The following is a 12,722-nucleotide window of genomic DNA, read 5'->3' as shown; positions in this document are numbered from 1 at the left end:
TCCTCGAGTTTGCTATCAGCCGCTTCCCCTTCAGCTTTTAATGCCAAGCGGTTCCAGTCAGTACCAACCCACGCATCGACATCGTAGCCAGAGTTGATTTTCCCTTGGCTGCTGGAAACTTCTAGCTGATTAAACAACACACTACCCATGATGCCGTTACCCATCATTTTCGGCGGCGGTATTGGGCCAAAGTCACGGCCTTGCGAGTAATCTGGGCTGCGCGCATCGGGTGGCGCTTTACCACCCTGCATTTTGCCCATATTCATAGAGCCCATGCTCATAGCACCATGCTTCATGTGAGACATGTCCATAGAGCCTTTGCTCATATCCATGCCTGAATGATCCATGGAGCCACTACTCATATCCATCCCCGACATATCCATAGAGCTTTCGCCCATGTCCATGCCGTTCATTTGCATTTTCGAATGATCCATTTCTGCTTCCGCCGACAGCACGGGAAGGCTCAGCAACAGTGCGCTTAGCGCGAATACTATTTTCATAATTAGTCCACCACCACTTCGCGAAACATCCCGGACTCCATGTGATACAAGAGATGACAATGCCATGCCCAGCGCCCTTCCTCGCCGGTTACATCGAAGGAAATTTTCTGCGCTGGCTGCACCATGATGGTGTGCTTGCGAACTTGGAAATCACCATTTTCTGCACGCAGGTCGCTCCACATGCCGTGTAAATGCATGGGGTGAGTCATCATGGTGTCGTTGACTAATGTGATCCGCACACGCTCACCTTTGGCAATGCGAACCGGCGTAGACTCTTGGAACGTTAACCCATCGAAACCCCAGATATAACGCTCCATATTTCCGGTTAAGTGCAGCTCCATTTCACGCGTAGGCTCACTCTGCTCTTCATTGGCGTGGCCTATAGAACGTAAATCAGCATAGGTCAAAACACGTCGCCCGTTGTCGCGTAGGTTAACGCCTGGGTCATCTAAATTTGTTCGCGGCGAATCGACATGCATGTCGGTGCTAAAACCATATTCTGTGCTGGCATGCTTCGCTGTCGTTTTGCCCGACATATCCCCCATCATGTCGCCCATGCTCAGCCATTGAATTTTATCCAGAGCCGGCACCGGAGCAGACAGGCCATCACGGATCGCTAACGTGCCGCGAGCAAAGCCTGAACGATCAATGTTTTGCGCAAAAATTGTATAAGCATCCTCGCTAGGCTCAACAAGCACATCGTAAGTCTCTGCCACGGCAATTCTGAATTCATCCACCGTAACGGGGTCAACCAACTGCCCATCGGTACCAATAACAGTGAGCTTTAACCCCGGGATGCGCACATCAAAAATTGTCTGTGCGCTGCCATTGATGAAGCGCAGTCTAACTTTGTCGCCCTTGTTAAAAAGCCCAGTCCAGTTCGATGCTGGATTGGTACCGTTCATTAGGTACGTATATGTATGAGCTGAAAGATCCGTAAAATCCGTGGGACTCATCCGCATCAGACTCCACATCTTTCGGCTTTCTACCGTGTCCTTCCAACCATTCTTACGGACGTCCGCGATGAAGCGCTTGGCTGTCGGCATTTGGTAATTATCAAAGCCAGCATCCGACTTGAGCTTATTCAGCAGCACCATGGGATTTTCATCTGTCCAATCGGAAAGCATGACCACATGATCACAGTCGGCCTTAATGGTCTCGCCATCACGAGGCTCAATGACGATTGCCCCTAACATTCCTGTTTGCTCTTGAAACCCTGAGTGTGAGTGATACCAATAAGTGCCGCTTTGCAAAATGGGAAATTGATAGGTGAAGGTCTCTCCAGGAGCGATGCCTTCAAAGCTAATGCCCGGCACGCCATCCATAGCAAATGGCAGCAACAGGCCATGCCAATGAATCGACGACCACTCTTTCAAGTTATTGGTTACATTAATGGTGACCGTCTCACCCTCTTTGAAGTGCAGCACCGGCGCCGGCAGACTGCCATTAATTAACGTAGCAATCTTAGATTTCCCAGTGTAATTGACCACTGACCTATCAATTGTTAGATCAAAACTCTTGCCTGTTAAATGCGACATTAGAGCGCGACCCGTCTCTTGCATACCTGAATTTGCCCAAGCGCCAGAGCTCACTGCGAGACCCGTTACGGCAACGCCCTGAACAAACTGCCGTCTTGATAATTGATGCGCCATACAACACCTATATAGTTCTTTAAAAACACGCTAACGGTTGATTAGGAATGCTGATCTTGAAGCCCTCTCAATCATTACATTTCATCGTGTGCCACCGCAAGCTCACCCTCAGCTGGTGCCGTCAGGATTTGATACTGCTCCGGCGTTAACGATGGCATTTTTTGAATAAACGCTACCATAGCCCAAATTCGCTCATCCGTATGTGAGCCACCCCACGCAGGCATGCCACTAGCCTTCACCCCATGCTTGATATACCAGAAGTGGCGTGCGGCGCGCTGCTTCGCATCAAGGTTCATCATCTGAGGAAGCGACAAGTTCGGTGGTTGCGGATATAGGCCTGCATTCATATCAGAGGTCGTTACTCCAGGCTTCAAATGGCAGCTGGAGCACATCTCGTTATAGTCTTGGCCACCTGATAGCAGCATTTGTGGCTCCTCAAGCGCAGGAATCACAGTATCCTGAGTTGCGCGCGCGATAGACCGTTCACGCAGGGTTTCGAGAGCCCAATACACTGCTTTCGTGTGAGGCACATCGGCTCCCATCGGATAGAGGCCTGAGTAAAGAAATGCCAAACCTCCAAACAACGCAACGAAGGCGCCAATAAGTGCGAGCTTTACATAGGTCACGATTGATCTCCTGTGCCGCAATGCATGGGCCTTACCCACGTTAATTGGCTATTTTTTTTCCGACTTACTCATAGGCATGCTGGAGTGTTCCATCCTCATGGACATATCTTTCATGCCCTCCATTTTCATGCCTTTACTATCCATCCTCTCTCCTTCAGATAAATCATTATGTGGCGCCGTGGAGGATTTGGGGCTGCACTTCTCTAGCATGGCTTGCATCACAGGGTCATTAGCATCCATTTTCGATGTATCCATTTTCTGTATCAACTCACACTTTGCCGTTGCTTTTGCTTCAGCCGCTGCACGTGCATGCTCCGCAGGATCATGCGCCCAAGCACCTTGACTACCTAAAGCGAGCAATACCGACATTGCGAAACCACTATGCGTGAAAAAACTCATTTTCTACTCCGGAATGATTGGCGAGGCTCAAGTTCATATTTTCGATAGCCATCATCGCTCTAGCTAACCAACAACAAAGTGACGTGAAAATTACAATTCCGACATCTTCCAGACGACACTAGGTCCCACGAGGTAATCTGCCTACTAACGCAAGATAGGACCTAGGCTGGCATGAAAATTCTATTAGTAGAGGATGAGAAAAAGACCGGAAACTATCTGAAGCAAGGCCTGACAGAAGCCGGCTATATCACCGACTGGGTTACAGATGGCTTATCCGGGAAACATCAAGCTACTACAGAGAAATACGACCTCATTATTCTAGATGTGATGCTGCCAGGGCTGGATGGTTGGTCGGTACTAGCCGCAATTAGAGCGATTGATCAGTCACTACCTGTGCTCTTTTTAACAGCTAAAGATCAAGTAGAAGATCGAATTAAAGGCATAGAGCGTGGAGCCGATGACTATCTCGTCAAACCATTTGCATTTGCCGAACTCCTTGCTCGCATCAAGGGACTGTTACGCAGAGGGCAGCATCGCGAAGAGGTTGTAATTTGTATCGCCGACCTTGAGTTAGATCTGCTTCGTCGGCGAGTGATGCGGGCAGGACAACGAATCGATTTAACGGCAAAAGAGTTCGCCTTACTGGAACTTTTTATGCGGCGGCAAGGTGAGATTTTGCCAAGATCACTGATTGCATCTCAAGTTTGGGACATGAATTTTGATAGCGACACCAACGTGATAGAGGTCGCTATTAAACGCTTACGAAGTAAGGTTGATCAAGGCTTTAGTCCGCGACTCATTCAAACAGTGCGCGGCATGGGCTATGTCTTGGAGATTAACAATGAAGAGACTGCCTAACTCGATTAGCCTACGCATCAGCTTCATTTTCACTACTTTTACAGCGCTCATTTTATTAATTATGGGCATCGTAATTCATCAGTTAGTGACACATCATTTTGAGACACAAGACCGCAGCTTGCTCGAAGGCAAAGTGGCATTGATACGAAATATACTGCAGCAAATGCCCGATAATGAATCGATGGTACTGCTGCAACTTAAAGATGCGTTAGTCGGGCATCACGGATTAGTTGTGCAAATTGAGCGACCAATAGGCACACCACTGCTTACTACCATCGCTACGCAAATACCTGACCAAGCTACTCATCAAAGCGTGGACTTGCCGCTCGCTGAATGGCAGCTGAATCATAAAAACTACCGTGGAGTAATCGCCACTCATCCACAAACAACAATGTTCATGAGCGACCGTATTGTTGTTGGTGTTGAGACCACTGGCCATATCCAGTTTCTGAATGAATTTCGCCAACAACTACTGCTCATTGGTGGCATAGGCACAATAAGCCTCATGCTTTTGGGATGGTTAGCGGCATGGCGTGGACTACGACCAGCCAAGTCCATGGCTAAAGTTGCAGAAGGGATATCTGCTCAGAATTTGACGGGTCGGCTTGATGTAAACAATGCACCTTCAGAGCTAAAGCCATTAGCCATTGCCTTCAATGACATGTTAGATCGGCTCGGAGTTGCGGTGATCCGGCTATCCGATTTTTCATCTGATCTTGCTCATGAGCTACGCACACCCATCAACAACCTAATGACACAAACCCAAGTGAGCCTTTCAAAGCCTCGCGAGCTGCGTGTGTATCAAGATATTCTATCCTCCAACTTAGAGGAATTTGAGCGGCTCGCCCGCATTATCTCGGACATGCTTTTCTTGGCTAAAGCAGACCACGGCTTAAGCCTACTCAATTTACAGAAAGTAGATTTGCGACAGGAAGTCCTCGCTCTGTTCGAGTTTTACGATGCACTAGCCGCAGAGAAAGGCATGCTCCTCAATGTCTCCGGCTCTGCATTCGTACCGGGCAATAAGCTCATGCTATGTCGAGCACTGAGTAACTTGATCTCGAACTCAATCAAATATGGCAATGCACATAGCAGCATTTTGATTCAGCTAAGCGAGCAAGAAAACATCGCCGCTATATCTGTTGAAAATGAAGCAGCCACACTTTCTGCAGAGCAGATATCACGCCTATTTGATAGATTTTATCGAACAGATGCATCTCGGCAACGAACCGAGGAAGGCTCCGGCCTAGGACTGGCTATTACTAAGTCGATTGTGAATGCACATGGCGGAACAATTCAGGCTGCATCAGCCAATAACATAGTTAGATTTGATCTTACGTTCACTCAAAGTCGATAGCGCGGAGGTCTCTAGTAGGCCGAATTAGATCCGCAAGAGCTCGGCACTATCCATACACTAAACAAATCGAGGATTTATCATGATGACCAAAAAGTTTGCTCTGTATGCAGGTGTTGCCGCAATCGCTCTTGCTGCGGGCGTCACCACACTGGCGATACAGGCTAATGAACCCTCCGAAGCATCGTCCTCTGTGGCCATCGCTGACGCATCAGGCCGAGCCATCACAATTTATAAGAGCTCTACCTGCAGCTGCTGCCAGTCCTGGGTTGAACACCTGGACACCAATGGCTTTGAGACCACCGTTGTAGATACCGACAATCTTAACGAAATCAAGCAGCAGTATGGTGTGCCTCGTGAAATGGCCTCCTGCCACACTGCACTAATCGGTGACGTGGTAATTGAGGGGCATGTGCCGGCCGATGACATCGTCGCTTACTTGGAAAATCCGCAGCCTGACACGGTAGGGCTTTCAGTACCCGGTATGGTTCAGGGCAGCCCCGGCATGGAGACAGGCAAGAAAGAGAATTACCAAGTCATCGCCTTTGGCGCCAACGGTCAGCAAAGTGTGTTTCGTGAACACAGAGATTATTGAGATGGGCAGTCAATCTCACGGCTAAAAAATTGCGCGCAACTTTAAAACCCGCCTGAACTTACCATTATGGAAAGCTTGATCTTAAAGGTGCCGTCAGTTATGACCGCGCATTTCGACTAACTGGAGAGTGTACTGACAAGTTAACTTCTAAGTTCAGCTGTTGTTAGCCTTAACTAAGCTACGAAACCACTGCCCTCCACGTTTCGAACGCAGCTGTCCTACTGCGTCGATAATGACTTGCTGTGGTTAGGTGTCTCCCAAGATTGAATAGGTTAGATACTGCAGCATGGTTCGTTAGAAATAGTTGCGCCTGGTTCGGAGACTTTAACCGTCGCATTCCCCGCTCCCTAAACCGCGTAGACTCGTGCGATTGCTCAGCCCAGTTGTTCGCGTATTTAGCTGTATTGTGATGAGCAGTCGGCATTAGCTCGCGCTGAGCTACCTTATAGCTTGCCAACTTATCAGTGACTATCGTTCGTGGCTCACCGCCATGATTGCGCAACAAGCGCTTAAAGAATTGCTTTGCCGCCGCACCATTACGGCGACTCTGAACAAAGACATCGACCACTTCGCCATCTTGATCAACGGCTCGCCACAAGTAGTGTTGTATTCCATTTATCTTGATAAATACCTCATCAAGATAAAACGTATCGCCAAATCCGCGATGCCTTTGCTTAAGCTTACGAGCATAGCTAGGTCCGAATTTGATACACCACAATCGGATCGCCTCATAACTGACAGAGATGCCCTTCTCTGCCAGTAAATCCTCGATGTCACGGAAGCTCAGGTTGAATCGGTAGTAGATCCAGACTGCGTAGCTGATGCTGGAATGAAAACGGTGTCGTTTGTAGGTACTCAAACGCGAATTATCACAAGCGTCGAGTGAACTTGTCAGTACCGTACTGACAAGTTCACTTACAAACTCAGCAATAATCGATCTCTTTGATACGGATCTCGCCACGGCGCATGAAGTAGAAAGCCACCGGCACCACCAGCATCGATAATAATGGCGCTGTTAACATGCCGCCAATCATAGGCGCGGCAATCCGCTGCATGACCTCCGAGCCAGCAGCACTGCCCCACATAATGGGCAGCAAACCGGCAATAATCACTGCAACTGTCATGGCTTTGGGGCGCACACGCAATAAGGCGCCCTCATGAATAGCATCCAATAAATCAGCTCGCGAACAAAGACCTTGCGAGACACGACGCTGCCACGCTTGCTTCAAATACAACAGCATGATGACGCCAAACTCCGCTGCGACGCCCGCTAAAGCAATAAAGCCAACGCCACTAGCTACCGATAGATGATGTCCCAAAATCCACAGAAGCCAGACACCACCGGCTAATGCACATGGCATGGTGAGCATGATCAATAAGGCCTCATCGAAGCGCCGAAAGGTCATGTATAGCAAGATAAAAATAATCATCAGCGTGCCCGGCACAACCCACATCAGACGCGCAGTTGCTCGCTCTAAAAACTCAAACTGCCCCGACCACGAGATCGCGTAGGCCGGAGGCAGTTTAATAGAGGCGGCAACGGCTTTTTGCATATCGTTAACGGCAGAGCGTAAATCACGGCCGCGCACATCAACATAGACCCAGCCAGATAGCCGTGCATTCTCACTGCGCAACATTGGAGGCCCGTCGACAATGCGTAACGACGCCACATCGGCTAGACGAATCTGAGCGCCAGTCGCCGTGACAATGGGCAGATTCTCTAAAGAGGCCAGCGAATCTCTATTTTCGCGCGGGTAGCGCACGTTAATGGGGAAGCGCTGCAGGCCCTCAACGGTTTCACCGATATTTGCACCGCCAATGGCTGAGCTCACGATGCTTTGAACATCGACAATGGACATGCCATAGCGAGCAGCAGCGGCGCGCCGAATATCCACATCGATATATCGCGCCCCGGTTAAACGCTCTGCCAAAACCGAACTCACACCAAGCACTGGCTTTAGCACGCGCTCAATTTCGGCAGTCAAATGATCGATCTCAGTCATGCTAGCGCCAGATACTTTCACGCCAACCGGGCTCTTGATACCCGTCGCCAGCATATCAATTCGGTTGCGAATGGGCGGCACCCAGATATTAGATAAACCCGGCACTCGCACCACCCGATCTAGCTCCTCAACCAGCTTGTCTGGCGTCATGCCCGCACGCCATTGCTCTCTAGGCTTAAAGCGTATGGTGGTTTCAAACATCGTAATAGGCGCTGGATCTGTTGCGGTATCCGCTCGCCCTGCCTTGCCAAAAACACTCGCCACCTCTGGCACTGTTTTAATGAGCCGGTCTGTTTGCTGAAGTAACTGCGAAGCCTTGGCAGTCGATAATCCAGGCAATGCCGATGGCATATAAAGCAAGTCGCCCTCATCCAATGGCGGCATAAACTCACCACCTAACCGTGATAGCGGCCACAGGCTTAGCATGACCACCAATGCGGTTATCCCAAGCGTTGCCAGTGGGTGCTTGAGCACTGTATTCAAGACAGGCTCATAGGCCCTAATTAAGCCTCTATTGATTGGGTTATCACGCTCGTTGGGAATACGCCCGCGCAATAAGTAGCCCATCAGCACAGGAATTAAGGTAATCGCCAAGCCAGCTGAGGCTGCCATTGCGTAGGTTTTCGTGAAGGCAAGCGGCGCAAACAGCCGGCCCTCTTGAGCTTGCAAGGAAAACACCGGCACAAATGACAAGGTGATAATCAGTAGTGAGAAAAATAAGGCTGGCCCCACCTCCACTGCAGACTCTGTGATCAGCTGCCATCGCGAAGTACTATCGGGCTCTGCTCCATCATGCTCATGTCGCCAGGCCTCGAGATGCTTATGCGCATTCTCCACCATGACAATAGCGGCATCGACCATCGCGCCAATAGCAATCGCGATACCGCCTAGCGACATGATATTGGCGTCTATACCCTGCATGCGCATGATAATAAAGGCCGTTAAGATGCCTATCGGCAGCGAAATAATGGCAACCAGTGCCGATCTAAAATGAAAGAGAAACAGCGCGCAAACCAAGGCTACAACAAGAAACTCTTCGAGTAATTTGATCGTTAGATTACTCACCGCACTTTTGATCAGCTGCGAACGGTCATAAACCGGAACCACTTCAACACCCGCCGGCAAACTGGCTTGCAAGCTTTTCAGCTTCGCCTTCACTGCCGCAATGGTACTGAGTGCATTACTCCCCGAGCGCATGATAATCACGCCACCAGCGACCTCACTCTCACCATTTAACTCGGCAATACCACGACGCATCTCCGGCCCTATCTGGATACGAGCCACATCGCCCAAATAGACCGGCACACCTGCGGAGGTCGTCACCAAGGGAATTAGCTTAAAATCGCTAATGCCGCGAAGATAACCATTGGTGCGCACCATGTATTCGGCTTCGGCAAGCTCAACCACCGAGCCACCAGCTTCTTGGTTAGCATTGCCAATGGCAGTGATCACTTGTGCATGGGTGATGTTGTAGGCGCGAAGCTTTTCGGGATCCAGCACCACTTGATACTGCTTCACCATGCCACCGATACTGGCCACTTCAGCGACGTTCTCTACCGTCTTCAGTTCATACTTTAAGAACCAGTCTTGCAGCGTTCTCAGCTGTGATAAATCGTGCTGCCCTGTTCGATCAACCAATGCATATTCATAGACCCAGCCCACACCCGTGGCATCTGGCCCAAGCACGGCTTTTGCTTGCGCAGGTAATCGCGCTTGTACCTGACTCAAATACTCCAGCACACGAGAGCGCGCCCAATATTGATCCGTGCCATCCTCAAAAATGATGTAGACGTAAGAGTCGCCAAAGAAAGAGTAACCACGGACCGTTTTCGCCCCTGGCACCGACAACATGGTCGTTGTCATCGGATAGGTCACTTGATTCTCAATCAGCTGTGGCGACTGCCCCGGCCATGTAGTTCGAACAATGACTTGCGTATCGGAGAGATCTGGCAAAGCATCTAATGGTGTTTTCACTGCCGACCATAAGCCTAAAACCGTGAGCATGATGCTCGCCAGTAACACCAATGGCCGATTGGCAATCGACCAGCGTATGCAGCGTGCAATCATGGCGCAGACTCCTGCATCCGGCTCATAACACCTTTTAGGCTAGCCTCTGAGTCCACCAAAAACTGACCCGAAGTCACCACGTTTTGGCCTGCGCTTAAGCCAGACAAGACCTCAGTTTCAGTGTCACTTTCAAGGCCTGCAGTAATCGTATTCGGATTAAATTTGCCATCATCATTGACGGTAAAAACAATCTTTCTACTTCCAGTAGTAATGATTGCCTCGGTCGGCACCAACAGTGCATCGGCTACTGAATTTTGCTTGATGACAAGTGAGGCAAACATACCCGGCAAAAGCTCGGCGCGCGGGTTGGCCAGCTCAATGCGAACGCGCTGCGCTCTGGTGACTTGATCAATCTCGGGCGGTAATAAAGCCACTTTGCCAGGGTAGCGCTGATTCTTCCGTGCGACTGTCATTACCTCAACAGTGTCGCCTAAGTTCAACGAGGAAATCAGTGACTCCGGCACATTCGCCTCCAGCCATATCGGGTTTAAACCGCTAATTCGAAATAGCGGCATACCTAAGCTCACTGTCTCACCCGCGCGAACATTCAACTCAGACAGCACACCACTTCGAGGGGCTCGTATCGTCACACGGGCATGAACCTTTCCATCGCGCACGACCTCGGCAATTTGCGAATCGGTCATACCCGCCACACGCATGCGCAGCAATGCGCCAGACTTGAGCTGCTGCCCTATTTCGCCACCTAAATCACGAGTCAGCAAATACTCTTCCTGCACAGCAATCCAGTCTGGAACGTAGATTTCAGCCAAGGCCTGCCCTTGCTTCACCGCCTCCATGGCCGCGCGAACATATAGCCGCTCAATAAAGCCTGTGGCTCGTGCCGAAATAACATCAATCGCATGCTCATTCCACACCACATTACCCTGCACAACAGCCTCTTTGCTGATCTCGCCCATTCGTACTACGGTGGTGCGAATACCGAGATTTTGTTGCGTTTGAGCAGAAATACTGACGCCCTCGCTGGTGTCGGAATCATCGGCATAAACAGGCACTAACTGCATATCCATAAACGGCGATGGGCCCGGCTTATCGAAGCGCTGGCCGGGCACCATGGGGTCATGCCAGTACAGCACGTTACGCTGCTCCGAGCTGTCATGATCAGCCCCGCCGTGGTGCATATCGGCAGTCATAGACATGGTGTGTGAAGGCGCAAAAAAGTACCAAGCACCACTGCCAATAAGCACAGCCAGTACTATGATCGTGATGACTTTATTCGTGCGGCTCATGACGCTTCTCCCGCATTTTCAGGCAATAAAAACTCTAAATCGACCCAATCTAGATCGACTTGCATATTGATTAATAAGGCATCTAATTTAGTGCTTAGGAGTGCTCGGCGTGCGGCGAATACATCGGCTAATGAGGCACGACCTCCTCGCCATTGCGCGTTGACGGCCTTTGCTCGCGCCGCTTGCAGCGGAATGATTTGTTCTCGGTAGCGCCTGGCTCGAGATTGATTGGAGCGCCAACGGTCCAACTGGCCACTAATCTCGGCAACATGACGATCAAGCATGTCTTCTCGAGTCGCCTTAGCTTGCTCTACTTGAGCCAGTCGTGACGCGACTTCACGATCTTGTCGGCGCGACTGCCCCCATTGCAGCGGCACGGAAACACCCACAGACATCATGTCTGAGAACGCCGAGCCGCGCTTGGCATAGCTCAATGACACTGTCCAATCAGGCGACTTGGCAGACTCAGCTAAATCGGCCTCAGTTCTGGCCAAGTCAATGCGTTGACTGAGCAGCACTAAGTCTGGATGGCGAAGCAAGTGATCTCGAAGATTCATACCATCGAGGTGTGTTCTAGAGCTATTTGGCGTTCCAAGTAATATGGCTGCATTAGACTCACCGCCCAACCATCGTGCCAAATCAAACAATGCTTGCTGTAGCGTGGATGTTAAAACTTGGTGCTGATCCTCTAATAATAGAACCTCGGCATGAGCCGCTAAGGTGTCGGCCTGACTCAGTCTATTGCCGCTATAAGCTGCCTCGCTAGCCTGCTGCTTCAAGCGCGCTTGAGTCAGCTCGTCTGCCAATACACGGCACTGCTCTTGTAAAAAGTACGCTCTCACCCATGCTCGGCCTGCGCCCTGCAGCACCTTACTCTGCATTAATCGCTTATCAGTTTTCGCCAGCTCAACAAGCTGCTGTTGCCGTGCTTGGCGAAGATCTAAGGTGTTTTGGCGTGTGAATTCTTGCGAAATACCTACCATCCGCATGGTCATAAAATCGCGCGTAGTACTGAAACGATCACTGCCATTGGCGGGTAAGTTTTGTAGTTCAACCGAGAGTCTTGGATCGGGTCGCTCGCCTGCCGCAATGACCAATTCAGAATCAGCACGAATCGCCGCGTCTTGGGCTTGTAGCTGGCGTGAATAAGCTAATGCCTGCTGCTGAGCATTGTTAAAGCTCAATGCATCGGCATGGGCGTAGCTCGACAACGAGCCATTAAGAGCAAACGCCAAACAAAGTAGGCGGGCTGCATTGAAGCGCATGAGGGATAGCCTCTGAAATCATATGAAAAAGACTGGTGCAACAAACGCTCATTCATAAAATCGAATGGGCATGTCTTTTTCTTAATTCAGCAGGCGCTGGTATCGAATGGTTGCCGGAGGATTGACTACAAAAGGGTCAGGTGGGCGATAGTTTGT

The 12,722-nt window shown here is 50.2% G+C and carries 11 protein-coding genes; 3 read left to right on the top strand and 8 right to left on the bottom strand.

What is annotated here, in order from left to right:
- From DFR26_RS10765 to DFR26_RS10750, 4 genes are all read right to left on the bottom strand, one after another.
- On the bottom strand, positions 1-500 hold a 500-nt coding region (locus DFR26_RS10765; RefSeq protein ID WP_181899058.1), incomplete at its 3' end, for a copper resistance protein B.
- 2 nt (positions 501-502) lie between these two features.
- Complete coding sequence (locus DFR26_RS10760; RefSeq protein ID WP_116209008.1) at positions 503-2,152, bottom strand: copper resistance system multicopper oxidase; 1,650 nt, start codon at positions 2,150-2,152, stop codon at positions 503-505.
- Positions 2,153-2,226: 74 nt separating this feature from the next.
- Positions 2,227-2,778 (bottom strand): c-type cytochrome, encoded by a 552-nt coding sequence (locus DFR26_RS10755; RefSeq protein ID WP_220375782.1) that lies wholly within the window; start codon positions 2,776-2,778, stop codon positions 2,227-2,229.
- Positions 2,779-2,826: 48 nt separating this feature from the next.
- Positions 2,827-3,177, bottom strand: a complete 351-nt coding sequence (locus tag DFR26_RS10750) for a hypothetical protein (RefSeq protein WP_147300297.1) — start codon at positions 3,175-3,177, stop codon at positions 2,827-2,829.
- 171 nt (positions 3,178-3,348) lie between these two features.
- Here DFR26_RS10750 and DFR26_RS10745 point away from each other — a divergent pair, with 171 nt between their 5' ends.
- The 3 genes from DFR26_RS10745 to DFR26_RS10735 all read left to right on the top strand — a co-directional run bounded on the left by DFR26_RS10745 (position 3,349) and on the right by DFR26_RS10735 (position 5,984).
- Positions 3,349-4,035: a heavy metal response regulator transcription factor gene (locus DFR26_RS10745; protein WP_116209004.1), complete on the top strand. Its 687-nt coding sequence runs from the start codon at positions 3,349-3,351 to the stop codon at positions 4,033-4,035.
- Positions 4,019-5,392 (top strand): heavy metal sensor histidine kinase, encoded by a 1,374-nt coding sequence (locus DFR26_RS10740; RefSeq protein ID WP_116209002.1) that lies wholly within the window; start codon positions 4,019-4,021, stop codon positions 5,390-5,392. Before DFR26_RS10745 ends, DFR26_RS10740 begins: the two co-directional genes overlap by 17 nt.
- Positions 5,393-5,471: 79 nt before the next feature.
- Positions 5,472-5,984, top strand: a complete 513-nt coding sequence (locus DFR26_RS10735; protein ID WP_116209000.1) for a DUF411 domain-containing protein — start codon at positions 5,472-5,474, stop codon at positions 5,982-5,984.
- Between the two features lie 178 nt (positions 5,985-6,162).
- On the opposite strand, the gene DFR26_RS10730 is transcribed toward DFR26_RS10735, so the two are convergent.
- Genes DFR26_RS10730 through DFR26_RS10715 form a run of 4 tightly spaced genes read right to left on the bottom strand, consistent with a single transcriptional unit; the run spans position 6,163 to position 12,566 of the window.
- Positions 6,163-6,945 (bottom strand): IS6 family transposase, encoded by a 783-nt coding sequence (locus DFR26_RS10730; RefSeq protein ID WP_425453375.1) that lies wholly within the window; start codon positions 6,943-6,945, stop codon positions 6,163-6,165.
- Positions 6,908-10,054, bottom strand: a complete 3,147-nt coding sequence (locus DFR26_RS10725) for an efflux RND transporter permease subunit (RefSeq protein ID WP_116208996.1) — start codon at positions 10,052-10,054, stop codon at positions 6,908-6,910. The genes DFR26_RS10730 and DFR26_RS10725 overlap by 38 nt, the downstream gene beginning before the upstream one ends.
- Complete coding sequence (locus tag DFR26_RS10720; protein ID WP_116208993.1) at positions 10,051-11,301, bottom strand: efflux RND transporter periplasmic adaptor subunit; 1,251 nt, start codon at positions 11,299-11,301, stop codon at positions 10,051-10,053. The genes DFR26_RS10725 and DFR26_RS10720 overlap by 4 nt, the downstream gene beginning before the upstream one ends.
- The gene (locus tag DFR26_RS10715) at positions 11,298-12,566 is read right to left on the bottom strand and encodes a TolC family protein (protein ID WP_116208991.1); all 1,269 of its coding nucleotides are present in this window, start codon (positions 12,564-12,566) and stop codon (positions 11,298-11,300) included. The genes DFR26_RS10720 and DFR26_RS10715 overlap by 4 nt, the downstream gene beginning before the upstream one ends.
- Positions 12,567-12,722 lie beyond the last annotated feature (156 nt).

Origin of the sequence: Paraperlucidibaca baekdonensis (genome assembly GCF_003387535.1) — a bacterium.
Lineage (GTDB): Bacteria > Pseudomonadota > Gammaproteobacteria > Pseudomonadales > Moraxellaceae > Perlucidibaca > Perlucidibaca baekdonensis.
The sequence above is the reverse complement of the archived record's forward strand: the minus strand, read 5'-3'. Positions and strand labels throughout refer to the sequence as shown.